At 69.9% G+C, this 24,636-nt stretch carries 24 protein-coding genes; 9 read left to right on the forward strand and 15 right to left on the reverse strand.

The features are described 5' to 3' along the window. Position 1 precedes the first annotated feature (1 nt). The 11 genes from BLU81_RS28805 to nfi all read right to left on the reverse strand — a co-directional run bounded on the left by BLU81_RS28805 (position 2) and on the right by nfi (position 11,826). Positions 2 to 1,819 (reverse strand): LpqB family beta-propeller domain-containing protein, encoded by a 1,818-nt coding sequence (locus tag BLU81_RS28805; protein ID WP_092548105.1) that lies wholly within the window; start codon positions 1,817 to 1,819, stop codon positions 2 to 4. 1 nt (position 1,820) lies between these two features. Further along, positions 1,821 to 3,446 (reverse strand): MtrAB system histidine kinase MtrB, encoded by a 1,626-nt coding sequence (mtrB, locus tag BLU81_RS28810; protein ID WP_092557788.1) that lies wholly within the window; start codon positions 3,444 to 3,446, stop codon positions 1,821 to 1,823. A gap of 53 nt (positions 3,447 to 3,499) precedes the next feature. Then, the gene (gene mtrA / locus BLU81_RS28815) at positions 3,500 to 4,189 is read right to left on the reverse strand and encodes an MtrAB system response regulator MtrA (protein ID WP_092548107.1); all 690 of its coding nucleotides are present in this window, start codon (positions 4,187 to 4,189) and stop codon (positions 3,500 to 3,502) included. Positions 4,190 to 4,341: 152 nt separating this feature from the next. After that, the gene (locus BLU81_RS28820) at positions 4,342 to 4,545 is read right to left on the reverse strand and encodes a DUF397 domain-containing protein (RefSeq protein ID WP_092557790.1); all 204 of its coding nucleotides are present in this window, start codon (positions 4,543 to 4,545) and stop codon (positions 4,342 to 4,344) included. A 52-nt stretch (positions 4,546 to 4,597) separates the two neighbouring features. Further along, positions 4,598 to 5,446 (reverse strand): helix-turn-helix domain-containing protein, encoded by an 849-nt coding sequence (locus BLU81_RS28825; RefSeq protein ID WP_092557792.1) that lies wholly within the window; start codon positions 5,444 to 5,446, stop codon positions 4,598 to 4,600. Between the two features lie 594 nt (positions 5,447 to 6,040). Next, the gene (gene manA / locus BLU81_RS28830; protein ID WP_373873361.1) at positions 6,041 to 7,210 is read right to left on the reverse strand and encodes a mannose-6-phosphate isomerase, class I; all 1,170 of its coding nucleotides are present in this window, start codon (positions 7,208 to 7,210) and stop codon (positions 6,041 to 6,043) included. Positions 7,211 to 7,231: 21 nt separating this feature from the next. Then, positions 7,232 to 8,209, reverse strand: a complete 978-nt coding sequence (locus tag BLU81_RS28835) for a cation diffusion facilitator family transporter (protein WP_092548110.1) — start codon at positions 8,207 to 8,209, stop codon at positions 7,232 to 7,234. Then, the gene (locus tag BLU81_RS28840; protein ID WP_092548113.1) at positions 8,206 to 9,432 is read right to left on the reverse strand and encodes an SIS domain-containing protein; all 1,227 of its coding nucleotides are present in this window, start codon (positions 9,430 to 9,432) and stop codon (positions 8,206 to 8,208) included. Before BLU81_RS28840 ends, BLU81_RS28835 begins: the two co-directional genes overlap by 4 nt. Further along, positions 9,432 to 9,650, reverse strand: a complete 219-nt coding sequence (locus tag BLU81_RS28845) for a Trm112 family protein (protein ID WP_092548116.1) — start codon at positions 9,648 to 9,650, stop codon at positions 9,432 to 9,434. Before BLU81_RS28845 ends, BLU81_RS28840 begins: the two co-directional genes overlap by 1 nt. Before the next feature lie 44 nt (positions 9,651 to 9,694). Next, positions 9,695 to 11,074, reverse strand: a complete 1,380-nt coding sequence (locus tag BLU81_RS28850; protein WP_092548119.1) for a phosphomannomutase/phosphoglucomutase — start codon at positions 11,072 to 11,074, stop codon at positions 9,695 to 9,697. Positions 11,075 to 11,160: 86 nt separating this feature from the next. Continuing rightward, positions 11,161 to 11,826 (reverse strand): deoxyribonuclease V, encoded by a 666-nt coding sequence (nfi, locus tag BLU81_RS28855; RefSeq protein WP_092548121.1) that lies wholly within the window; start codon positions 11,824 to 11,826, stop codon positions 11,161 to 11,163. A gap of 148 nt (positions 11,827 to 11,974) precedes the next feature. Between nfi and BLU81_RS28860 the strand changes: the two genes are divergently transcribed. The 4 genes from BLU81_RS28860 (at position 11,975) to BLU81_RS28875 (ending at position 16,195) form a co-directional block, all read left to right on the forward strand. After that, positions 11,975 to 13,222, forward strand: coding sequence for a GAF domain-containing protein (locus BLU81_RS28860; protein ID WP_157751826.1), 1,248 nt, complete (start codon positions 11,975 to 11,977; stop codon positions 13,220 to 13,222). A gap of 36 nt (positions 13,223 to 13,258) precedes the next feature. After that, positions 13,259 to 14,782, forward strand: coding sequence for an acetaldehyde dehydrogenase ExaC (gene exaC / locus BLU81_RS28865; RefSeq protein ID WP_092548124.1), 1,524 nt, complete (start codon positions 13,259 to 13,261; stop codon positions 14,780 to 14,782). A gap of 2 nt (positions 14,783 to 14,784) precedes the next feature. Continuing rightward, entirely contained in the window at positions 14,785 to 15,156 is a 372-nt protein-coding gene (locus BLU81_RS28870) for a DUF779 domain-containing protein (protein WP_092548127.1), read from the forward strand. A gap of 259 nt (positions 15,157 to 15,415) precedes the next feature. Further along, positions 15,416 to 16,195 carry a polysaccharide deacetylase family protein gene (locus tag BLU81_RS28875; protein ID WP_172890642.1) on the forward strand — a complete coding sequence of 260 codons (780 nt, stop codon included), beginning with the start codon at positions 15,416 to 15,418 and terminating at the stop codon, positions 16,193 to 16,195. A 117-nt stretch (positions 16,196 to 16,312) separates the two neighbouring features. On the opposite strand, the gene BLU81_RS28880 is transcribed toward BLU81_RS28875, so the two are convergent. Further along, positions 16,313 to 16,675 carry a DUF3499 domain-containing protein gene (locus tag BLU81_RS28880; RefSeq protein WP_092548130.1) on the reverse strand — a complete coding sequence of 121 codons (363 nt, stop codon included), beginning with the start codon at positions 16,673 to 16,675 and terminating at the stop codon, positions 16,313 to 16,315. Between the two features lie 185 nt (positions 16,676 to 16,860). On the opposite strand from BLU81_RS28880, the gene BLU81_RS28885 reads away from it, so the two are divergent. Then, positions 16,861 to 17,337: a metallopeptidase family protein gene (locus tag BLU81_RS28885; RefSeq protein ID WP_092548132.1), complete on the forward strand. Its 477-nt coding sequence runs from the start codon at positions 16,861 to 16,863 to the stop codon at positions 17,335 to 17,337. Between the two features lies 1 nt (position 17,338). Here BLU81_RS28885 and BLU81_RS28890 read toward each other — a convergent pair whose 3' ends face one another. From BLU81_RS28890 to BLU81_RS28900, 3 genes are all read right to left on the reverse strand, one after another. Further along, complete coding sequence (locus tag BLU81_RS28890; RefSeq protein ID WP_043522029.1) at positions 17,339 to 17,596, reverse strand: WhiB family transcriptional regulator; 258 nt, start codon at positions 17,594 to 17,596, stop codon at positions 17,339 to 17,341. A 320-nt stretch (positions 17,597 to 17,916) separates the two neighbouring features. Beyond that, entirely contained in the window at positions 17,917 to 20,442 is a 2,526-nt protein-coding gene (locus tag BLU81_RS28895) for a bifunctional FO biosynthesis protein CofGH (protein ID WP_231953565.1), read from the reverse strand. 90 nt (positions 20,443 to 20,532) lie between these two features. Beyond that, positions 20,533 to 21,375, reverse strand: a complete 843-nt coding sequence (locus BLU81_RS28900; protein WP_092548135.1) for a hypothetical protein — start codon at positions 21,373 to 21,375, stop codon at positions 20,533 to 20,535. Between the two features lie 90 nt (positions 21,376 to 21,465). Between BLU81_RS28900 and cofD the strand changes: the two genes are divergently transcribed. Genes cofD through BLU81_RS28920 form a run of 4 tightly spaced genes read left to right on the forward strand, consistent with a single transcriptional unit; the run spans position 21,466 to position 24,636 of the window. After that, entirely contained in the window at positions 21,466 to 22,416 is a 951-nt protein-coding gene (gene cofD, locus BLU81_RS28905; RefSeq protein ID WP_092548138.1) for a 2-phospho-L-lactate transferase, read from the forward strand. After that, positions 22,413 to 23,456 carry a coenzyme F420-0:L-glutamate ligase gene (locus BLU81_RS28910; protein ID WP_092548141.1) on the forward strand — a complete coding sequence of 348 codons (1,044 nt, stop codon included), beginning with the start codon at positions 22,413 to 22,415 and terminating at the stop codon, positions 23,454 to 23,456. Before cofD ends, BLU81_RS28910 begins: the two co-directional genes overlap by 4 nt. After that, positions 23,453 to 24,010, forward strand: coding sequence for an NUDIX hydrolase (locus BLU81_RS28915; RefSeq protein ID WP_092548143.1), 558 nt, complete (start codon positions 23,453 to 23,455; stop codon positions 24,008 to 24,010). Before BLU81_RS28910 ends, BLU81_RS28915 begins: the two co-directional genes overlap by 4 nt. A 59-nt stretch (positions 24,011 to 24,069) precedes the next feature. Then, positions 24,070 to 24,636, forward strand: coding sequence for a DUF4232 domain-containing protein (locus tag BLU81_RS28920; protein WP_092548146.1), 567 nt, complete (start codon positions 24,070 to 24,072; stop codon positions 24,634 to 24,636).

The raw sequence follows: 24,636 nt of genomic DNA on the forward strand, positions 1-24,636 counted from the left end.
CTCAGTTGAGGAAGAACGGCGCCGACGGGACCACGCCGTCGCGGTTCTGCCCGGTCGGCCCGGCCAGGTCGGCCGCGGTGATCGGGACGCTCGTCGACAGCGCCTCCCAGGCGTCGGCCCCGGTCGAGTAGAGCACCGAGGCGCCGTTCGGCCGGCTCGACGAGGGGTTCGCCGGGTACGAGGTCACGTAACTCACCGAGTCCCGCCCGATGTCGGCCAGCACCGGCGACTGCAGGGCACCGTCGATCGACACGTCGGTGATCGTCACCCGGCCGTTGTCGTTGCGCTCACCGGCCACCGTCAGCCAGCCCTCGCCGCTGAAGTCGACAGCGGTCACCGTCTTGAGCGGCGGGTCGAGCTGCTGCATACCGGTGAGGGCCAGCCCGTCGCCGCTGATGGTGAGCACCGCGCGGTAGAGGCGTCCGCCGACCACCAGCGCCACCCGGTGCCCGTCCGGAGCGACCGAGACCGCGCTGATCGGCCCGGCCTCCCCCGGCCACGACACCTGCTGTGCCGGGCCGCCCTGCCCGCGGAACCGCCAGAGTTTGCCGCCCGCGATGACCAGCCCGACCGCGCCGTCGATCTGGACGTCCGGGGTGATCGCCCAGACCGGGTACCCGATCCCGGAGGGCAGGCCGGTGACAGCCCGCAGCGCGATCGCCTCGCCGGCCGGCGCGCCACCCACCCGGAGTCGCTCGTTCTTGCCGGTCCCGGTGACCAGGGCGGCGTACATGTGTGTCCCGGACGTGCTCAGAGCGGCCCGGGAAACGTCCTTGTTGTCGTCGGCGGAGAGCCCCGGAACCCCGTCCAGGGTGCCCCGGTCCGGGTCGGCCAGCCGGCGCTCGGCCAGCCGGCGGATGGTGCGGTCGTAGACGACGTACCGCTCCGGGGTGCTCACCAGCCGGCTCGCCGGGTTGCTGGCCAGATAGTCGATGCCGGAGTAGCGCCGGGCCTCCTGGTGACCGATCTTCAGGTCCAGGAACTGCGGCAGCATGCCGCGCAGCGACCACTGCAACTGCTGGCGCAACCGGTCCAGGGCCTCATCGGCGTTCTGCGTCGGCACGGCCTGCGCGCTCAGCGCGATCTCCAACTGCTCGTTACGGATCGCCGGCACGTTGCCCTGCAGTTTCGTCCCGTCCGGCAGGGTCTCGACGGCGTCCTGCAGCCACGGGGCGGGGCCGCTGAGCAGCCAGTTCAGGATGATCGTCGGTTCCTGCTCGTCCGGCACGTCACCGAGCAGGTAACGCACGTCGGGCACCAGCGCGGTGTGCTCGGTGTTCCAGAAGTAGATGGTCCGCTCTTCGTAGAAGTCGTCGAGTGCGGTGGTGCTGAGCAGCAGGAACGGCGGTGCGCTCGTCACGTAGAGGCCGTCGCCGGTGACTTCGCCGAGGGTCATCTCGTACTGGCCCTCGGTGGCCTCGGTGGTCGGCTCCAGCAGGCCGTTCTTGCCCAGCGTGCCGATCAGCTCGTAGTAGACCGTCACCTGGTCCTGGTTGACCAGCGGGACGTCGGTCAGCCGGATGACCCGGGGCGCGGCCGGGGCGTTGAAGTCGGCGCGCGCGGCCGCGGACATGAACTGCTTGACCCGTTCCAGGGCTCCGTCGTAGTCACCGGCGGCCGCCCGCAGGTAGTTGGTGACGAACTGCTGCCGATCGCTCGTCGAGTCGCGGGTGACCCGGGCGCGCGAACTGCCGTCGCCGGTGGAGGTGCCGGTGGAGGGGCCGGGGCCGACCTCGGTCACCCGGGAGTCGTCCGGGATGCCGCAGCCACCCAGCAGCATCGCGGCGACGGCGGCACCGGCCAGTGCTCGACGGACCATCTCAGCTCACCTCCGCGGTGCGGTCCCGGGGGATCAGCGGCAAGGGGGCGGCGACCAGCCGGTCACCGGCCCGGACCGGCAGCGTGAGACGGAACTGGGCACCCTCGCCGGGCGCGCCCCACGCTTCCAGCCAGCCGCCGTGCAGGCGGGCGTCCTCGACGCTGATCGACAGACCGAGGCCGGTGCCGCCGGTCTGCCGGGCCCGGGACGGGTCGGCTCGCCAGAACCGGTTGAAGACCAGGCGTTCCTCACCCGGTTTCAGGCCGATGCCGTGGTCGCGGACGGTGATCGCCACCGCCGCGCCGTCGGACGTCATGGTGATCTGCACCGGTTTCGCCTCGCCGTGCTCGACCGCGTTGCCGACCAGGTTGCGCAGCACCCGCTCGACCCGTCGCGGGTCGACCTCGGCGATGACCGGCTCGTCCGGCAGGTTCAGCTGCAGTTCGACGCCGACCCGCTCGGCGAGGCCGGTGAGCCGCTCGGCGACCCGTTCCGCGATCGGGACCAGGTCGGTGTGCTCGGCGTCCAGGGCGGCGAACCCGGCGTCGAACCGGCTGATCTCCAGCAGATCGGTGAGCAGCTCCTCGAACCGGTCCAGTTCGGCCTGGAGCAGCTCGGCGCTGCGGGCCACCGCCGGCTCGAAATCCTCCCGCTCGGAGAAGATCAGATCAGCGGCCATCCGTACGGTCGTCAACGGTGTCCGCAGCTCGTGGGACACGTCCGAGGTGAACCGGCGCTGCAGGCGGGACATCTCCTCCAGCCGGACGATCTGGCGCTGCAGGTTGGCGGCCATCTGGTTGAACGCGGCGGCCAGCAGGGCCAGGTCGTCCTCGCCGTCGACTTTCATCCGCTGGTCGAGCAGGCCGGCCGAGAGTCGCTGGGCGGTCCGCGCGGCCACCCGGACCGGGGTCACCACCAGCCGGGTGACCAGGCCGGCCACCACGCCGAGCAGGATCACCAGGGCCAGGCCGGTGGCCAGAACCGTGGTCCGGATCAGATTGGCGTCCTGATCCTCGCTGGTCAGCGGAACCATGTAGTAGAGCTCGACGTGACCGAATCTGGTCGGCACCGGCGAGCCGTAGACCAGGTATTTCGTGGTCTGCCCGTTGATCTCGGCGGTGCGGATCTGCCGGTTGACGCCGCCGCGGTCGCCGGCGACCGCACGGATCATCTCCGGCGTGATCAGGTCCCCGGTGTCGACCTTGGGCACCGCGACCGCCTGCAGGTCGGGATGACGCTCCGCCCGGATCGAGATGATCGAGGTGCCGCGGGCGGCGTCGTCGCCGTCGAACAGGTCGTTGACCAGGTCGTTGAGTGCTCCCGGCAGCTCCGGGTCACGGGCCTGGGGGTAGAGGGTGAGCTGCTTGAGGGCGTACTCCACCTTGTTGTCCATGGCGACTGAGGCGTTGTCCTCGGCCCGGCTCAGCAGGATCTCCGCGCTGCGGTCGGCGATGAAACCACCGAACGTGCCGACCAGCAGGCTGGAGGCGACCAGGGTCAGGGTGACCACCCGCAACTGGAGCGAACGGCGCCAGGACCGGCGGGCCGGCGCCGTGTAACGCGTCAGGTGACGGGCGAGGACACGCCAGTAGCGCCGCACCGGTCGGAGGGCACGGCGCACGGGCATGGGGAGCCAGGAGGGAGCACGCATCTCGCGGCAAGATTAGCCGCTCGGGGCGATCAGCCGGTGCCCGCCTTGTAGCCGACACCACGGACCGTCAGGATGATCTCCGGACGCTCGGGATCGGGTTCGATCTTGGCGCGCAGCCGCTGGACGTGCACGTTGACCAGGCGGGTGTCGGCGGCGTGCCGGTAACCCCAGACCTGCTCCAGCAGCACCTCGCGGGTGAACACCTGGCGCGGCTTGCGGGCCAGCGCCACCAGCAGGTCGAACTCCAGCGGAGTGAGTTTGACCTCTTCGCCGTCGCGGGAGACGGTGTGCGCCGGCACGTCGATGGTGATCTGGTTGTCCGGCGGGCCGATGCTCAGCATCTCCGGCGCGGCGTCCTCGCCCCGCCGCAGCCGGGCCCGCATCCGGGCCACCAGTTCCTTCGGCTTGAACGGCTTGACCACGTAGTCGTCGGCGCCGGACTCCAGGCCCAGCACCACGTCGACGGTGTCGCTCTTGGCGGTGAGCATGACTATCGGGATGCCCGACTCGGCGCGGATGGCCCGCGCTACATCGATGCCGCTCATCCCCGGAAGCATCAGGTCGAGCAGGACGATGTCCGGCCGGCTCTCCCGGAAGGCGGCCAAGGCTCGTTCACCGTCCGCCACGAACGAAGGCAGGAAACCCTCACTGCGCAGAACGATGCCGAGCATCTCGGCCAAAGCGGGATCGTCGTCGACGACCAGTACCCGGGCTCTCATGCGGTCCAATATTGCACTGTCCTCCCCATCCTCGGGTTACCTGGGGGCCGATCTTGTCCGGGAAACCATCGCTGAGCACCGGAAACACCCCCTGCCGAGTCCTGAGAAGTACGGGCGGCCCCGGTTCGGGACCGCCCGTGGCGCGTCTGAGATCACCTGCCGGGCCGGTCGAACTCCCCTGAGCGGATCCCGGCGATGAAGCCGGCCCAGTCTCCGTTGCCGAAGGCCAGCACCGGGCCGGCGACGTCCTTCGAGTCACGCACCAGCACCGCGGCCGGCACCTCGGCGATTTCGACACAGTGCCCGGCTGCGCCACTGCGACTGCTCTTACGCCAGGTCAGCGTGGTGTCCTGCATGATGTGCTCCTTCAACGTGGAATGCCTCTCCATTGAACCCACGCGCTGGAGATCATCGAGCCAGCCGATCCCTCGACTCAGCGATAACCGTTCGGCTCGCTTCTGCTGACAAAGAGCGTTCCCGCAGGTCATCGAAGGCGTCCTGATACACGTCGATCTCCTCGGGCTTCACCCTGAAGAGACCGCCGGTCAGCCCCTCGATGTGCACCACCGGGTTACGTGTGCCGGGCGCGAACTCCAGCACCATGAACGACTCGCTCAGCCCGGCGTGCGCCCCGGCCTCGAACGGCAGGATCGTCAACTCCACCTCCGGCCGGCTGCTCGCCTCGAACAGCCGGCCGAGTTGGCGGCGCTGCACGTCGGGCCCACCGATCTGGCGCAACAGCACCCCTTCGTCGATGACGATCCGCAGGTGGGGCGGCGGCACCCGGGTCAGGGTCGACTGGCGGGCCATCCGCAGGGCGAGCCGGTGCTGGGTGACCGCGGCGTCGTCGATGTCGACGCCGGCCTCGATGATCGCGCGGGCGTACTCGTCGGTCTGCAGCAGGCCGGGCACGATCTGGGTCTCCCACTCGGAGATCCGCACCGCCTCGGCCTCCAGAGCGAGGTACTCGTCGTACGGGTCCGGGACCGACGATCGGTATGGCGTCCACCACACCCGGGCCCGCCCGCGCCGGGCCAGGCCGCGGAACCGCCCGCGATCCTCGACCGGCACGCCGTAGAGGGTGAGCAGCCGGTCCAGGTCGGTCTCGCTGATCCCGGTGTGCGCCGTCTCGATCCGGCTGAGCTTCGACTCGGACCAGCCCAGCGCCGTCGCGACGTCGACCGCGCGGCGCTCACCGCGAAGCCGGCGCAGTTCGCTCCCGAGCTCCCGGCGTGCTGTCGATGTCGGCCTCGCCACGACCCCCACCATATCGACGCGGCGGTCCCTGATTGCAAGTTGCACGGGCGGTCTTGCACTTGCAGGCGGCACATCCACCCCGGCGGGTTACCCCTTCAGAGATCAAGCCACTGGGGTACGTCCGGAGCAGCTCGACCCCGGCATAGCGAACGGGGCGGCAGACCTGAGTCCACCGCCCCGTTCATCCCCCCGGTTTGGTACCGCGCGCGTCCGTGGGACCCCCCGATCACCAATGACGCTGCGTGCTCTTAGATTCACACTCCGCAACCGTGATGTCAAGCAATTTCCCGAAATTTCGGACTTGATCCACAGGTTGCCTCCTGGAGCCGCCCTCACGACCGGTCCCCGACCATCACCTGACGGACCACATCCGCCACTCGAGTCCCGACTTCCGAAAAATATCTCGCGAACACCTATCCGCACCGATTGACAGAACGGATTACCGAATAGACGAAAGAGCCGCCCCAAAACCACGTGGAACGGCTCTCAATCCTCACAAATATGCAGCTCAGAGGCACACTATCCCTACATCGATCCCGGCGCTGAATGGAGTCCGGCACCGAATGATCGAGACTAGCCGGAATCGCCGATTCTCTACTCGGGAACGGCGGCCACGAATACCCGGCCGGTGCCGGCCACCTTGATCGCCCCGGCACTCGCCGGCACGTAGGCGGCTGCCCCCGGCGCCAGCTCGATCGGCGTGCCGTCATCACTCTGCCCGGCGAAGACCGTCCCCTCCGCGCACAACACGATCCGCGGACCCGTGGCCGGCACCTCGATCGGCGGCCGGGTGCCGTCCAGCTCGATGCGGTACAGCTCGAAGTCGGGCACCGGCACATGCCAGGTGTCCACGCCGGGCGCGACCGGGACGGACGGCAGCAGCGGCTCGGCCAGCACGTCGAACCGCAGCACCCGCAGCAGTTCGTCGACGTCCACCCGTTTCGGCGTGAGGCCACCGCGGAGCACGTTGTCACTCGCCGCCATCAGCTCCACGCCGAGGCCGCTCAGATAGGCGTGCAGGTTCCCGGCGGGCATCCAGATGGCCTGCCCCGGTTCCAGCCGCACCAGGTTGAGCAGCAGCGCCACCAGCACGCCCGGATCGCCCGGGTAGAAGCCGGCCAGCCGGGCCGCGAGCTGATGGGAGTCGTCACCGGGCAGGGCGGCGGTGACCACCTCGTCGATCAGCGCGCCGCGGTCCTCGGCCGGCCAGGTGAGCAGGAGCCGGACCGCCGCGCCGATGTCACCGGCCCGCAGCACGTCCACCACCGGGTCCAGGCGGGGCAGGCCGAACCCGGCGATCACGGTGGCGGCGTCGCCCGGGTCACGAAACCCGCAGAGCGCCTCGAACGGGGTGAGCGCCACCAGCATCTCCGGCTTGTGGTGGGCGTCCGTGTAGTTCTTCGGGGCGCCCGGATCGGCCTCCTGCCGGGCGAACGCCACCCGGGCGTACTCGGCGTCCGGGTGGGCCTGCAAGGACAGCGGAGCGCCGGCTGCCAGGACCTTCATCAGGTACGGCAGGCGGGGCCCGAAGATCTTCGCCACTCCGGCGCCGAGCTGCCCGTCCGGGTCGTCGGCGATCAGCCGGGTCAGCTCGACCGGCCCCTGCGGACCGGGCACGGTGGACGGGTCACCGGGGTGCGCGCCGAGCCACAGTTCGGCCTCCGGCTCCTCGGTGGGAGCGGGGCGGCCCTGCAGCTCGGCGATCGCGGTCCGGGAACCCCAGGCGTACGGCCGGATAACTCCGGTCAGCGGAAACACGGTCATGATCGGAAAATTAGCAGGCCGTCAGGCCGGTGTGGGCTCCTCTGCCGGTGCCGAGTCCTTTTCGGATTCAGCCCGGTAGATGTCCGGCTCGATGTAGATCACCCGGGCGATCGGCACCGCCTCGCGGATCCGCACCTCGGTCTGGTCGATGTGCCGGGCCACCTCTTCGGCCGTCTCCGACTTGGGCACCGCGATCTTCACCGCGACCAGCAGCTCTTCCGGGCCCAGGTGCAGGGTCTTCATGTGGATGATCCGCTCCACCCCGTCACCGGCCAGGATCGCCTGCTCGATCTTCCGGACCGCCTCCGGGTTGGCACTCTCGCCGAGCAGCAGGCTCTTGGTCTCGATCGCCAGGGTGGCCGCGATGCCGACCAGCAGCACCCCGATCGCGCCGGTGCCGATCGCGTCCCAGCGGCCGTCACCGGTGGCCAACGTCATGCCGACGCCGAAGAGGGCGAGGATCAGGCCGATCAGCGCGCCGAAGTCCTCCAGGAGCACCACCGGCAGCTCCGGGGCCTTGGAGCGGCGCACGAAGTCCACCCACGAGGTGTCGCCCCGGGTGTGGTTCGACTCGGTGATCGCGGTGTAGAACGAGTACGACTCCAGGCCGGTCGCCACCACCAGGACGACCACCGGGACCCAGTGCCACGAGGTGATCGCACCACCGTTCTCGGCGTGCAGCGACTCCTGGAACTTGTGGTAACCCTCGTAGAGCGCGAACAACCCGCCGACCGAGAACAGCACGATCGACACGATGAAGGCGTAGATGTAGCGCTCCCGCCCGTACCCGAAAGGGTGTTCGGGTGTCGCGGCGCGCCGCGCGCGTTTTCCGCCGATCAGCAGCAGGAGCTGGTTGCCGGAGTCCGCGACCGAGTGGATCGACTCCGCCAGCATCGACGACGAGCTGGTGAGGAGGAAGGCACCGAACTTGGTGACCGCGATGCCCAGGTTCGCCGACAACGCGGCCACGATCGCTTTGGTGCCGCCCTCCGCGCTCACTGAATCCCGTCCGGGCCCGGGTTGGAGAGTTCCTTCATCTCGCTGATCGCCGGCACCGCCATCGGGTCGAGCCCGTGTGCCAGAGCCAGGTAGAGCGAGGCGAAGTCGGGCACCGCCACCAGGGAGGCCAGCCGCTCCAGTGTCGAACCGCCCTCAGCGGTCAGCACGTCGCAACGCACCCCACGCCGGTCGGCGAGCGTCTGGATGGCGTCCGCACGGCGTTCCTCGACGGCCACCGGCTCGTCGGCGTCGTCCTCCGGGTTCAAGCCGCCGTCCCGGAAGAGGACCAGACGCAGCCGGGTGGTGGCCTCGTCGGCGTCCTCGTCGGGGTCGGCGAAGATGTCCCGCGACGTCTCGGCCAGTCCGCCGAAGACGCCATCGAGCAGGCCCACCCGGCCCCGGCCGGCTTCGCCGAGCGCACCGGCCATGACCGGGTAGCGGGCGTTGGCGGCGAGAGTGTCGCCGAAGCGCCGGGCCGCGACGGTGGCCAGCGGGGACGAACCCCACACGATCGGCACCGAGCCGGCCAGCCCGAGGGCCAGTGCCTTAGCCGGGTTCACGAAGGAGTCGGCGCCGACCCGGCAGCGCTCGGCGTCCGCGTCCAGCCGGATCGCGGTCTCGGCGATGTCCGCCTCGGCCAGCTTGGCCAGACCGAGGGCCCGGCCGGCGAAGAGCACCGGAATCGTCAGGCCCCAGAGGGTGGCCCGGGCCGGAGCGCGCCGGGGCACACCGATGAACGGCGCGCGGGCCCGCTCGGCCAGTGCCTCCAACTCGGAGCCGGGGTTGCCGATGGCGACCAGGCGGGCGCCGCGGCGGTGCGCGGCCTCGGCGGCGGCCAGCGCCTCCGGGCTGCGACCAGACGCGGAGACCGCGATCACCACGTCGGCGGCACCGACCCAGCCGGGGACACCGGCACTGCGGTGGCCGATGATCGGCACCGGGCAGCGCGGCCCGGCGACGGTGGACAGGATGCTGCCGGTCAGACCGGCGGTGCCGATGCCGGCGACCACGACGGCACGCGGGCGGCCCTCGTCGGCCAGCATGCTCAGGTCGACCTCGGCGGCCAGGGCCGCCGACTCGCGCACCTGCGCGCCGGCCGAGGCGGTGGCCCGCAGCATGCCGCCCGGGTCGTTGCCGAGCATCGTCTTCTCGTCGTTGAGCAGCGACTCGTCGGCGATGCGGTGCCCGTTGACCCCGGAGGATCCGGTCAGTGGGTCGACCATTACTTCTCCTCCTCAGCGGTCTCGGTGGAGGCCGCGGAACCAGCGGGCCCGGGTGACCGGGCCTCGTCGAGGAGCAGGATCGGGATGTCGTCCCGGACCTCGAAGATCCGCCCGCACTCCGTGCACGTCAGTGTCTGGGCACCCGCGTCGTAATCGAGGGGCGCGTGATGCGTGTCCGGGCAGGCCAGAATCTCCAGCAACTGCTGATCGAGCGCCACCGACGTACTCCTAATCGCCGCGAATCAACTTGGTCGTGGCGATCCTATCCACGAACGATCGCGAGCACCTCGTCACGCAGTTTCGCCATGCGGTCGGGGTCGGCGGCCTCCACGTTGAGCCGCAGCAGCGGCTCCGTGTTGGACGCCCGCAGGTTGAACCAGGAACCGTCCCCGACCTGGAAGGTCAGGCCGTCGAGGTCGTCCACGGCGGCGTCCGGGAAGGCGGCCCGCACCGCGGCGATCCGGGCAGTGGCGTCGGCCACCGTGGAGTTGATCTCACCGGAGGCGGCGTAGCGCTCGTACTCCGCGGCGAACTCGGACAGCGGCAGCGGCTGGCCACCGAACGCGGCGAGCACGTGCATCGCGGCGAGCATGCCGGTGTCGGCGAACCAGAAGTCCCGGAAGTAATAGTGCGCCGAGTGCTCGCCCCCGAAGACCGCGTTGGTGGCGGCCATCTCGGCCTTGATGAACGAGTGGCCGACCCGGCTGCGGACCGGCTTGCCACCGTTCTCGATGATGATCTCGGGCACCGCGGCCGAGGTGATCAGGTTGTGGATGATCGTGCTGCCCGGGAACTTGGCCAGCTCACGGGCGGCGACCAGCGCGGTGATCGCGGACGGCGAGACCGGATCGCCCTTCTCGTCGATCACGAAACAGCGGTCGGCGTCGCCGTCGAAGGCGAGACCGATGTCGGCGCCCTGCTCGCGGACCGCGTTCTGCAGGTCGACCAGGTTCTTCGGGTCGAGCGGGTTGGCCTCGTGGTTGGGGAACGAGCCGTCCAGTTCGAAGAAGAGCGGCTCGATCGTCAGCGGCAGGGCCGGCAGCACCTGGTCACCCAGGACGGCCGGCACGGTGTAGCCGCCCATGCCGTTGCCGGCGTCCACGATGACCTTGAGCGGGCGGATGCCGGACAGGTCGACGAGTGAGCGCAGGTGGGCCGCATAGTCGGCGAGCACGTCCCGCTGCTCCACCCGGTCCGGGCCGTCGGCCTCGGCGTTCAGGTCGGCGAGCAGTTTCTGGGCGCGCTGCCGGACGATGACCAGACCGCTGTCCTGGCCGACCGGGCGGGCGCCGGGGCGGCAGAGCTTGATCCCGTTGTACTGCGCCGGGTTGTGACTGGCGGTGAACATCGCACCGGGCAGGTTCAGTGACCCGGAGGCGTAGTAGAGCTGGTCTGTGGAGGCCAGACCGATGTTGATCACGGCGGCGCCGGCCGCGTTGACACCCCGGGCGAACGCGGCGACCAGTCCGGGACCGGACTCGCGCATGTCGTGGCCGATCACGATCTGGTCCGGCTCGGCACCCGACTCCCGCAACATCTCGACGAACGCCGTCCCGATGGCCCGGGCCACCGTCTCGTTGAACTGGTCCGGAACGGTTCCCCGCACGTCGTACGCCTTGATGATCTGCGACAGATCAGACACTGCTCACCCCTCAGCGAAGTCCCCTGGTTGGCCCGAGGGTAACCGAGCGCCTCGTGCCCGAAGGTTTTAACCGCGCGGCCGGTCGGTTAACTCAGCGAATCCCGGCACGCACGGTCCGCAACCCTGGTGGTCTCGGGCAGGCGGTATCGCGGAGCCAGCCGTAACGTCAGCCCACACGCCCGTTCCAGGCCGATCCGGTGCCCGGCGGAGACGAAGACCGGCTTCACCCCCGATTGGGTACGCAACACCGCGCCGACCGTCTCCCCGGAGTCGATCAACGGCGACCGTGCGCCCCGCTGCTCGCCGACCGGCTCCCAGTCTCCCACCAGCCGGGTCTTCCCGACGCCGAACGACGGGAGATCGGTGAGCACACCCAGATGCGCGGCGAGGCCGAAGCGGCGCGGGTGAGCCAGCCCGTGCCCGTCACAGATCAGCACGTCGGGCCGGACGGTCAGCCGGTCGAGGGCGTCCATCAGCGCCGGCACCTCACGGAAGGCGAACAGGCCCGGGACGTACGGGAAAGCCGGCACCCCGCGGACCACGGCGGTGTCCGCGATCGACAAGTCGGCGGTGTTGAGCACCACCACCGCGGCGGCCAGTCGCCGGTCGTCGGCGGAGTAGGCGACGTCCAGTCCGGCGACGGTCGTGGGCGCTCGCGGGCCGTCCTCGTGGACCACCCGGGAACGGAGGGCGTCCTGCACGGCGAGGGCTTCTTCTTCGGTACGGGGCCAGGGTTGCACGGCCCGGAGCATAGATACTGAACCTTTTTCGACGTGACGAGGCCTGGTCTCCGGAGATGACCTACGAGCTGCACTGCTGGGCTCGAAGTCAGGGTGAAAAAGGTTCGGTTGTTGTCACTTGAGGTGACGCGGGTCACGATGGGGCCAGGAGGTACCGCCGGTGAACCCGTGGCTTGCCCTGACCCCCGGAGACGATCCCGCCGAACGGATCCGGCAGGTCGGCCGCGCCCATGAGCGTTTCCTGGCCGGTGAGCCGCGAACCGACCGGATGCGCGCGGTGGTCGCCGACTCCTGGGCCCGGTCCGCCGCGTTCATCGGCGCCGACCACACCGCCCCGATCGACCTGGCCGACGCCGATCTGGAGGCCTACCGGTCGGCGCATCCGCTGGCCCGGGTCATGCCGATCTTCCGGGACCTGCTCGGCGGCCTGGCCGAGGACGGCGACCACATGATGGCGGTCTGCGACGAGAACGGCCGTCTGCTCTGGGTCGAGGGGCATCCGGCCACTCTGCGCGGGGCCGCCGCGATGAACTTCGTGCCGGGCGCCCGCTGGGACGAGGCGCACGCCGGTACGAACGCGCCGGGCACCGCGCTGGCCGTCGACCACGCGCTGCAGATCTTCGCCACCGAGCACTTCAGCCATCCGGTGCAACGGTGGACGTGTGCGGCGGCTCCGGTCCACGATCCCGGCACCGGGCGGCTGCTCGGGGCGATCGACGTGACCGGCGGGGATCATCTGGCCAATCCGCACAGCCTGGCCCTGGTGCGGGCCACCGCGCTGGCTGCCGAGGCGTACCTGCGCACGGTCCAGCCGGTCGCCCGGACACCGCAGGTCGCGGCACTCGGCCGGGACGAGGCCCGGCTCGCGGTGCGGGGCCGTGCGGTGCGGCTCGGCCGCCGGCACTCGGAGCTGCTGGCGCTGCTCACCGTCTATCCGGAGGGCCGCACCGGCGAGCAGTTGGGTGTCGAGTTGTACGGCGACGACGTGAACCCGGTGACGATCCGCGCCGAACTGTCCCGGCTGCGCCGCATCCTCGGCCCGGAACTACTCGACTCGCGCCCCTACCGGCTGCGCACGGCCCTGGAGACCGACTTCGGCGCGGTGGCCCGACTGCTGGACGCCGGGCGGGTCACCGAGGCGCTGGACGCCTATCCCGGCCCGCTGCTGCCCGGCTCGGACGCACCGGGCATCGTCCGGCTGCGGCAGCGGCTGGATCACCGGCTGCGGGCCGCGGTCCTGTCCACCGGTGACCGGCGGCTACTGCAGTCCTGGCTGAACAGTCCGTGGGGCGGCGACGACCTGGACCTATGGGAGGCGTACGCGCTGCTGGTCCCGGCCGATTCGGTGGCCGCCCGCCGGGTCGCCGTACTGACCCGCGAGTACGCGTGCAACGTTGCTGCAACGTAGCCGTAACTAAGGTCCGCCGAAAAGGGAGGCGAGACCGTGACCATCTACACCCCGCCCGGTTCCGACGGCTCGATCGTCAGCTACCAGTCCCGTTACGACCACTACATCGGCGGTGAATACGTCCCGCCGGCCAAGGGCCAGTACTTCACCAACCCGTCCCCGGTGACCGGCCAGATCTTCACCGAGGTCGCCCGGGGCACCGCCGAGGACGTGGAGAAGGCCCTGGACGCGGCGCACGCCGCCGCCCCCGGATGGGGCCGCACCTCGCCCGCCGAGCGCGCGAACATCCTCAACCGGATCGCCGACCGGATGGAACAGAACCTGGAGAAGCTGGCCGTCGCCGAGGCCTGGGAGAACGGCAAGCCGGTCCGGGAGACCCTGGCCGCCGACATCCCGCTGGCGATCGACCACTTCCGGTACTTCGCCGGTGCGGTCCGGGCTCAGGAGGGCAGCGCCGGTGAGCTGGACGAGGACACCGTCGCCTATCACTTCCACGAGCCGCTCGGCGTGGTCGCCCAGATCATCCCGTGGAACTTCCCGATCCTGATGGCGGTCTGGAAGCTGGCGCCCGCGCTGGCCGCTGGGAACGCGGTCGTGCTCAAGCCGGCCGAGCAGACACCGGCCTCGATCCACTACCTGATCTCGCTGATCGGCGACCTGATCCCGGCCGGTGTCCTGAACATCGTCAACGGCTTCGGCGTGGAGGCCGGCAAACCCCTCGCGAGTTCGAGCCGGGTCGCCAAGGTCGCGTTCACCGGCGAGACCACCACCGGCCGCCTGATCATGCAGTACGCCTCGGAGAACCTGATCCCGGTCACCCTGGAACTCGGCGGCAAGAGCCCGAACATCTTCTTCGGCGACGTCAGCCGGGCCGACGACGACTTCTACGACAAGGCTCTGGAAGGCTTCGCGATGTTCGCCCTCAACCAGGGCGAGGTGTGCACCTGCCCGTCCCGGGCGCTGATCCAGCAGAGCCACTACTCGGACTTCCTGGCCGCCGGGGTGAAGCGGGTGGAGAACCTCAAGCAGGGCAACCCGCTGGACACCGACACCCAGGTCGGGGCGCAGGCCTCCAACGACCAGCTGGAGAAGATCCTGTCGTACCTCGACACCGGCCGGCAGGAGGGCGCCCGGGTGCTCGCCGGCGGCTCGAAGGCGGAGATGCCCGGCGACCTGGCCGGTGGGTTCTACGTCCAGCCGACGATCTTCGAGGGTCGCAACGACATGCGGATCTTCCAGGAGGAGATCTTCGGGCCGGTGGTCTCGGTCACCCCGTTCAGCGACTTCGACGACGCGATCAAAATCGCCAACCACACCTTGTACGGGCTGGGTGCCGGGGTGTGGACGCGGGACGGTAACCAGGCGTACCGGGCCGGGCGGGCGATCAAGGCCGGCCGGGTGTGGACCAACTGCTACCACCTCTACCCGGCGCACGCGGCGTTCGGTGGTTACAAGCAGTCCGGCATCGGGCGGGAGAACCACAAGATGATGCTCGATCACTACCAGCAGACCAAGAACCTACTGGTCAGCTACTCCCCCAAGGCCATGGGCTTCTTCTAGGGATGGCCAGTCGCGTGGATGTCACCCCCGCCGCCGCCGATCTGATGCGGCAGCTGCGGGGGCAACACGGCCCGTTGATGTTCCACCAGTCCGGCGGCTGCTGCGACGGTAGTTCGCCGATGTGTTACCTGGAGGGCGAGTTCCGTACCGGCGCGTCCGACGTGCTCTTGCAGTCTCTGGCCATCGAGGGGGTGCCGGAGCCCATCACGTTCTGGATGTCGGCCGCGCAGTTCGCACTCTGGAAGCACACACACCTGACGGTGGACGTGGTCCCCGGCCGGGGCTCCGGCTTCTCGCTGGAGGCGCCGGAGGGCTTCCGGTTCCTGATCCGCTCGCGTCTTCTGACCGAGGCTGAGCTGGCCGAACTGGGCTGAATTCCGGTGTCGGGCGGGGTGCCGGGTACCCCGCCCCCACTGGTGTAGACCTTTCGGACATTTACCCCGCTCAACACACCCCATCGGTGCCGTGCGATCCCGTGGCGTCCAGACTCGACGTGTTCGGACTTCGCATGACAGATCCGTACGGACTGGCCCGCCTTCGCTATCGTCGGCGGCTGCAACCGACCTGGGGAGGTCTCTTTTGATACGGCTGTCGCATACCCGGAAGGCCTTCGCGATCAGCATCGTGCTGATCATGACCGGCCTGGTCGGACAGGCGACCGCGGCGACGACGACCGCCCAGCCCGCACCGAAACCGTCGGCGTCCGCGGAACCCCCGGCACCCAGCGCACCCGCCGCGGTCCCGGCTCCCTCGAAGAAACCGAAGCGCACCACCGAGAAAGCCGCCGACTCCAAACCCAAGGGCAGGACCGGCCCAGCCGGGAGCCTGCTCGTCACCGGCGGCAAGGGCGTGGCCCTCACCTTCGACGACGGGCCCGACCCGGACTACACGCCGAAGCTGCTCAAGATGCTCGCCAAGCATCAGGTGAAAGCCACCTTCTGCCTGGTCGGCACGCAGGCACGACGCCACCCCGACCTGGTGAAACGGATCGCGGCCGACGGGCACAGCTTCTGCAACCACTCGTGGAACCACGACCTCAAACTGGGCAAGCGCTCACACAAGGCGATCCGCGCCGATCTGGCGCGCACCAACGCCGCCATCCGGGCCGCGGTTCCGGACGCCGAGATCCGGTACATGCGCGCCCCCGGCGGCAACTTCACCCCCGCCCTGGTCGACCTCTCCGCCGAGCTGGGCATGCGCTCGATCTACTGGAAGGTCGACCCGCGCGACTGGGAGCACAAGACCGAGTCGGCGTCGGCGCACCGCGACCGGATCATCCGGATCGTCAAGCAGCGCACCCGGCCCGGCGCGATCGTGCTCTCCCACGACTACAACCAGCCGGACACCATCGAGGCCTACCGGACGCTGCTCCCGTGGCTCAAGAAGCGCTTCCACCTGGTCGCTCTGACCTGATCCACCGCATTCGGCCCGGCGGTCGCGGGGCGGCCGGGACGGCCACCCACGTCGCGCGGACGAGGCGGGCGGGGGTAGTGCGGCGGGCGGTGTCGCTCGTATCAGAAAAAGATCTTTCTAGTGCGGTGGCGGAATCACCCGGAGGTGGCCGCGACGGCCGGTCTGATGACCATGGGTGTGATCTGTGTCATCCGGCCGCGAGGTGAGCGGGCGGGCGGCTTCGCGGACGGCCTCGGCGAGGGCTACCAGGTCGTCGGTGGTGGGGGGTGGGGGCGCGAAGTCGCCGTCGTGACGCACCAACTCCCAGCCCCGGGGGGCGGTGAGGCTGCGAGCGTGCGTCTCGCACAGGTCGTAGGTGTGCGGCTCGGCGAATGCGGCGAGCGGGCCGACCACGGCCGTCGAATCGCCATAGACGTAGGTCAGGGTGGCGACCGCCTGTCGGGGACAGCCGTTCCGGGAGCAGCGCCGTGGTGACCTCACGGCGGCAACTTATCGCCCCGCTCGCGATTCTGGGTCGTGTTGCGGCGCGACACGCCGACCGGACCGCGTCACGATTCGGCGTTGGTCGTTAGACACGCCACCACGTTGGGGCGAATTAACGGCGCGGACACACGGGGAGAACGGGCTGACCACGTCTGCCGCCGGTGTGGAGATACGCTGGCGGCGTGACCACCAGCCCCGAGCGCCGCCGGACGGACGGCAAGGCGACGCGTAAACCCGGCACGGGCCGTCCCGCGCGACGTGATCGGCACGGGCGAGGCCTGCGTGGCCGCCTGGTGCCCGCCACCGTGCCACTGGCCCGCACCAAGGCGGAGATCTTCGACGACCTGGTGCTGGACACCGTCGAGAGCCTGGAGCGCCGCTACGCCAAGGAGCTGGCCGGCGTGGAGTTCGCGGTGGAGGACGTCCCACCGGAGCTGAACGTCTACGACTCGGATGTTCTCGAGGACGGCGAGGTTCCCCTGGCCCGGCTCCTGCCCGGTCGGCCGGGGCGGCACGAGCTGCCGCCGCGGATCGTGCTCTACCGGCGTCCGCTGGAGTTCCGGGCGATGGATCGGGAAGACCTCGCCGACCTCGTCCACGATGTGATCATCGAGCAGGTTGCCAACCTGCTCGGAGTGGATCCGGACGAGCTCGCCTAGATCAGGCCACCCGTCGCTTCAACTTGCGACGTTCACGTTCGGACAGTCCACCCCAGATCCCGAAACGTTCGTCGTGACCGAGCGCGTATTCCAGGCACTCGGTCTTCACATCACAGCGGCCGCAGATGCGCTTCGCCTCGCGCGTCGAGCCACCCTTTTCAGGGAAGAAAGCTTCGGGATCGGTCTGTGAACACAGTGCCCGCTCCTGCCACTCGGGCGCGTCCCCGAGCAGGTCTACCCCTTCAACCTGCGCTTCCATCGGCGTGCCTCCATTTTTCCGCGCCGGCATGAAGCCAGCGCTGACCCCCCACGCACGCGGCGTGTTTTTGTGGGTTCGACGCCTTATGTTGCACATCGTCCCCACAACCCCACCAAAATTACACGCGTGTAAGACGTGCGTCGTCAAGCCGAACCTGCTAAATGGGCCCGTTTCCGCGTCACTGAAGAGCGGCGGACAGGCCTGCTGCAGCCCTATCTGTCCAAGCCGTCGGAAGGTAACGCGAGCGCGAACCCGCACGTCCAATTTAACCCGTTTTGTAATCTGAAGGCAGGGGGGTAGTCCAAACGGATCATGCCCGCCTAGCGCCGTCCGTACACCGTGGTCCTCTCCACAGCCGACCGGCCCGCCGAGGCAGCCAGCTCCTTCAATTCGGCGACCGTCCGCGCCGAACCGTGCTCGGAGCCGGCCATCCGCGAGATGGTCTCCTCCATGAGCGTGCCGCCCAGGTCGTTACAACCGCTGTTGAGCATGACCCGGGTACCCTCGTCGCCGAGTTTCACCCACGAGCACTGGATGTTGTCGATCCGGCCGTGCAGCAGGACCCGCGCCATCGCGTGGACGACGCGGTTCTCCCTCCAGGTCGGACCGGGCCGGGCGATGCCGGCCAGATAGATCGGGGCGTTCGTGTGGATGAACGGCAACGCCACGAACTCGGTCAGGCCACCGGTCTGATCCTGGATGCCGGCCAGCACCCGGAAGTGACCCAGCCACTGGCGCGGGTGGTCGACGTGGCCGTACATCATGGTCGAACTCGACCGGATGCCGACCTGGTGCGCGGTGGTGACCACGTCCACCCAGGTGGAGGTGGGCAGCTTGCCCTTGGTCAGCACCCAGCGCACGTCGTCGTCGAGGATCTCGGCCGCGGTGCCCGGAATGGTGCCGAGCCCCGCTTCCTTCAGCTCGGTCAGCCACTCCCGCAGTGACACCCCGGCCTTCGACGCGGCGGTGACGATCTCCATCGGCGAGTACGCGTGGACGTGCATCCCCGGCACCCGCTGTTTCACCGCGCGGACCAGGTCGGCGTACGCGGTGACCGGCATCTTGGGGTCGATGCCGCCCTGCATGCACACCTCGGACGCGCCGTCCTGCCACGCCTGCTCGGCCCGGTCGGCGACCTGCTCGACCGACAGCCGGTACGCGTCGGCGTCCTTCTCGCGCTGGGCGAACGCACAGAACCGGCATCCGACGTAACAGACGTTCGAGAAGTTGATGTTGCGGTTCACCACGTACGTGATGTCGTCGCCGTTGACCTGTTTCCGCAGGTCGTCAGCGATCCGGGCGAGATGGTCGAGGGCCGGGCCGTCAGCGTTGAACAACGCCATCGCCTTGTCCTCGTTCTTCTCCAGGAGAAGCGCGGCCGGGTCCGACTCGGCCAGCTTGAGAGCGGCCAGCACATCGGTCGGCATGCTCGCCGGAGCGCTCTTGATGTGCGCGGCGACCTCGTCCCAGTCGCCGTAGACGTGATCGAAGTCGGAGCGGCGGTCCTCGGAGCGGCCGTCGGTGTCGATGCTCTGGAACAGGTCGGTGCGACCGGTGCCGAACGCCTCGTCGGGTTCCTGCCAGGGCAGGCCCGCCGGCTTCGTCCCCTCCCGGGCCAGGCCGTCGCTGGTCGCGAGCGCGGCGACGTGATTCTTGATCCGCGGGTCCAGCCAGCCCTCGTCACCACGCCGGACGTACTCCGGGTAGATCGTCAGACGCTCTTTCAGAATGAAACCGGACTTCTCCGATTTTTCGGCGAGCAGGTCGATCTGTGGCCACGGGCGCTCGGGGTTCACGTGGTCCGGCGTCACCGGGGAGACACCGCCCCAGTCGTCGATGCCGGCCCGCAACAGCAGCGGGAACTCGTCGTCGATCAGGTTCGGCGGAGCCTGGATCCGGGCTCGCGGGCCCATGATGATCCGGGCCACCGCCACCGTCGCGGCCAGCTCACGCAACTCCGCGTCGGGCATGCCGCGCATCGCGGTGTCCGGCTTGGCGCGGAAGTTCTGCACGATCACCTCTTGGATGTGCCCGAACTCCCGGGACACCCGCCGGATCGCGAACAGCGACTCGGCCCGCTCGGCCGAAGTCTCACCGATGCCGATCAGGATGCCGGTGGTGAACGGCACACCGACCCGGCCGGCGTCGTCGAGCACCCGCAGCCGGACCGCCGGCTCCTTGTCGGGCGAACCGAAGTGCGGGCCGCCCTTCTCCGACCAGAGCCGGGTGGCGGTGGTCTCCAGCATCATGCCCATGCTCGGCGCGACCGGTTTGAGCCGCTGCAACTCGGCCCAGCTCATCACGCCGGGGTTGAGGTGCGGCAGCAGGCCGGTCTCCTCCAGCACCGCGATGGCGCAGGCCCGCACATAGTCCAGGGTGGAGTCGTAACCGCGCTCGTCCAGCCACTGCCGGGCGGCGGGCCAGCGCTCCTCGGGCCGGTCGCCGAGGGTGAACAGCGCTTCCTTGCACCCCTGGGCGGCACCCTGGCGGGCGATCTCCAGGACCTCGTCGCGCTCCAGGAACGCCGCCGGCAGCTTGTGTGGCACGGTGGCGAAGGTGCAGTAGTGACACCGGTCCTGACAGAGCCGGGTCAAGGGGATGAAGACCTTGCGGGAGTACGTCACCACGCCCGGCCGCCCCGCCTCGCGCAGCCCCGCGTCACGGATGCCCCCGGCGATCGCCAGGAGTTCGTCGAACTGCTCGCCGGTGGCCGCCAGGAGCGCGGTCGCCTCGTCGACGTCGATCGCTTTGCCGTCGGCGGCGCGGCGCAGGGCGCGGCGGACGCTCGCTTCGGTCGGTACGGGTTCCACGTTGACCTTTACCACTTCCACGTTGACCTCTACCACGCAAAGCAGCCTAGGCCGGAATCGTGCCGCCCGCCGCCACGGTGCCCGGCCCGGCGAGTGTCATGAAACACCCCCGGACCGGGAATCAGGTCACTGACGTGGCGGATCCTGGTCAGCCGACCCGAATCCGGGACGTTCCGGAGGCAGAACCGTGGTGCTGTCCGCGGACGCCGATGTGGGCGCGGATGTGGGCGGGACCACCTGGGTCTCGGCCGGCGGACCCCAGACCGGCGGCGGGACCGGCGGGTAGGCCCCGTAGGGCGCCGGCGGGGGCTGCGCGGCGTTGAACGGCTGGGTCGCCACCGGCGTGCCGTAGGGCTGGCCGGGGTTGGGCGCCGGCGTGCCGTAAGGCTGGCCGGGCGTGGGCGCCGCGCCGGGCTGGTACTGCGGATAACTGGGCTGTGGCGCGCCGTACTGCGGCTGGCCGTAGGGCTGCCCGTAGACACCGGGCTGTTGCTTCGGCTTCGGCACGGTGAACAGGTTGAGCCAGATCTGCAGCACGCCGTACGCCGGGACGGCCAGCACCGCCAGCCAGGCGGCCCGGACCAGCAGCGCGCTGAAAGCACCCGCGGGGTCCTGGGCGATCAGCCCGATCACTCCGAAGAGCACCCCGAAGACCACCCCGAAGAAGGACATCACCGCGTACTCGACCAGCGCGATCAAAGTGATCAGGCGGGCCTGCGGGTGAGCCGGCTTGACGCCCAGCGCGAGGATCACCGCCGCGACCGGGAAGACGATCAGCGGCAGGTTCACGAAACCGGCGAAACCGTACCGGGTCTGCGTGGTGAAGTCCCCGGCCAGCTCCAGCAGGGCCACGAGAAGGAACACGGCGGGCGCCCCGGCCAGTGCCCAGGCAGCCAGGTCGCGCAGTGGGCGCAGGTACTGCCCGATGGACTTCTCAGCAGCTGGTTCCGGCTGTGGTGGTGTGGTCACGGTTGCTCCCGGTGCGGTGATCGAGGTCGGCCCAGAGTAAACCGCCACCCGCCACCCGAGGTTGTGCCGCCGGTGATGGAGGATGGGGGAATGCGGATCGTGGTCCTGACCGGGGGCATCGGCGGTGCCCGTTTCCTACTCGGCGTGCGAGCGCACGCCCGCGCCATCGGCGCCGACGTCACAGCGGTGGTGAACGTCGGCGACGACGTGCGCATGCACGGCCTGCAGATCTGCCCCGACCTGGACAGCGTGATGTACACGCTGTCCGGCGCCGCGGACCCGGATCGGGGCTGGGGCCGAGTCGGTGAGACGTGGGTCGTCAAAGAGGAACTGGCGAAGTACGGCGTGGAACCCTCGTGGTTCGGCCTGGGTGACAAGGACACCGCCACCCATCTGGTGCGCACCACCATGCTGAACGCGGGTTACCCGCTCTCCGCGGTGACCCGTGCCCTGTGCGAGCGCTGGCAGCCGGGCATCACCATGCTCCCGGCCACCGACGACCGGCTGGAGACGCACGTGGTCGTCGACGTCGAGGGTGAGCGCAAGGCGATCCACTTCCAGGAGTGGTGGGTGCGTTACCGCGGTGACGTGCCGACACACCGTTTCGTGTTCCGGGGTGCCGAGGCGGCGAAACCGGCGGATGGGGTGCTGGAGGCCATCGCGGGCGCCGACGTGATCCTGATCGCACCGAGCAATCCGGTGGTCAGCATCGCCCCGATCCTGGCCGTGCCGGCGCTGCGGGACGCGGTGGCGAACGGGCCGGCGCCGGTCGTCGGGGTGTCCCCGATCATCGGCGGGGCGCCGGTCCGCGGGATGGCCGACAAGTGCCTGGCCACCCTGGAGACCGAGGTGAGCGCGGCGGCGGTCGGCCGGATGTACGGTCCCCGCGCCGACGGCGGCCTGCTGGACGGCTGGCTGGTGGACACGTCCGACGCCGGCGCGCAGGTGCCGGGGGTGCGCACCCGGGCCGTCCCGCTGTGGATGAAGGACGAGACCCTGACCGCGCAGATGGTCGTCGACGCGCTGGAGCTGGCCCGATGACCCTTCCGACGCCGCTGGAGATTCGGCCGGTCCACGGCATCGGCGACGTGACCGCCGGTGACGACCTGGCCGAGCTGATCACCCGGGCCGCGCCCTGGCTGGCCGACGGCGACGTGCTGGTGGTGACCAGCAAGATCGTGTCCAAGGCGGAGGGCCGCCTGGTCGAAGTGCCCGCCGACGGCCCGGAGCGCGAGGAGGCCCGGCAGCGGGTGCTGGCCGGGGAGACCGCGCGGGTGGTGGCACGCCGGGGCAACACCACGATCGTGCAGACCCGGCACGGTTTCGTGATGGCCGCCGCCGGCATCGACGCCTCGAACGTCGACAAGACCCACCTGGTCCTGCTCCCGGAGGACCCGGACGCCTCGGCGCGCGCGCTGCGGGCCGGGTTCGCCGCCCGGGGCCTGGACGTGGCGGTCATCGTCTCCGACACCATGGGCCGGGCCTGGCGCAACGGCCTCACCGACGTGGCGCTGGGCGCTGCCGGGATCAGCGCGCTGCTGGATCACCGGGGCCGGTTCGACCCCTACGGCAACGAGCTGAGTCTCACCCAGATGGCCGTGGTCGACGAACTGTCCGCCGCCGGCGAGCTGGTCAAAGGCAAGACCGACCGGGTTCCGGTGGCCGTCGTCCGGGGTTACTCCCACGACGGCGGCGTGGGCGACGGTCCGGGTGTGTCGATCCTCATCCGCGACGCCGAGAGCGACATGTTCGGCTTGGGTACGTCCGAAGCACGCGCCGCCGGCCTGCACTCGGCCGCCACACTCGCCGACACCCCGCCGGCCGTCCCTCCCCTGGCCGCCCCGGTCGATCCGGTGGCCGTGCGGGCCGCCCGGGATGCCGTCGCGGGCCTGCTGACCGCCGTTGTCCGGGAGACACCCGGTGGCCTCCGTCTGACCCCCTCCTCGGACACCCCGGCGGCCCTGATCCGGCTGGGCACCGAGGCACACCGCCTGCGCGCCGCCCTGGCCGCCGAGGGCGTCCCCACCGGCCTCGCGATCGACGACAGCGGCACGACCCTCACCTTCGGAGTCCCCACGTGACCGACCTGTACGAGAACACCGTCGACGTCCTGACCACCTGGACCGCCACCTCCGGCGACGCCGAACTGGCCCGCAAGCGCGTCCTGAACCTGCTGGCCGACGGCCCGGCCGCGATGACCCGGGCCCACCGGGCCGGCCACGTGACGGCCAGCGCCCTGATCGTCGACGACCAGCGGCGGGTCCTGCTCTGCCTGCACGGCCGTCTGAACATGTGGATGCAGCTCGGTGGCCACTGCGAGGCGGGTGACGAGACCCTGGCCGCGGCGGCTTTCCGGGAGGCCACCGAGGAATCCGGCATCACCGGGCTGATCCTCGACCCCACCCCGATCGACATCGACATCCACGACGTCCGCTGCGGCACCGGTGACGGTGGCCCCGCGGAGCCGTCGGTCCACTATGACGTCCGTTTTCTCCTACATGCCCCGGCCGGCAGCATCGAGCAGATAAGTGACGAGTCCACGGCTCTAGCGTGGTTCCACCCGGAAGCTCTACCGTCACCACTGGCCTCCGGCACGATCCAGCAGATCGGTCCGGCTCTGGCCCGTCTACCGTGACCCGCCTCTCCCGTGTCGCGCGGCTCCGGTAGCGCCGCGACACGGTGAGAGATGGAGCGATGCGTAATACCCCGATGTGCTGGAGGCGAGCCACCGCCGCCCTGGCCGCACTGCTGTTGATGTCCGCCTGTACCGACCCTGCCTCCGGGGCGGCACAGGCCGCACCTCAAGCCCTGTCGGATCCCTGCCTGACGAGTGATCTGACGGCCACGATCACCCTCCGGCCGGCGCAGCCGGACTCCACCGTCCGCGAGGCCCTGGTGGCGCTGACCAACGCCACCGCTGCGACCTGCTCCCTCAACGGCTGGCTGACGATGACGCTGATCAACGCGGCCCGGCAGGTGGTCCCGGTCCCGGCCACCAAGTTGGACAAACCCACCCAGCCGACAACATTCGAGCTGGAGGCGGGCGGCGTGGCGTACACCGGCCTGAAGTGGATCTCCTGCGAGAAGACCTCCGCGAGCTGCCCGGTCGGAGCCAACATCCGCTACAGCCTGAGCCTGACCTCGGACGGCCCGGTGGCGACCCTGACGGACTTCCCCACCCCGAAACGCACCCGGATCACCATGTCCGAGCTGAGGACCGGCGTGTTGACCCCCAGCTCCGACCAGGCCCTGACCTGGTGA

Origin of the sequence: Actinoplanes derwentensis (assembly GCF_900104725.1) — a bacterium.
GTDB classification, from domain to species: domain Bacteria; phylum Actinomycetota; class Actinomycetes; order Mycobacteriales; family Micromonosporaceae; genus Actinoplanes; species Actinoplanes derwentensis.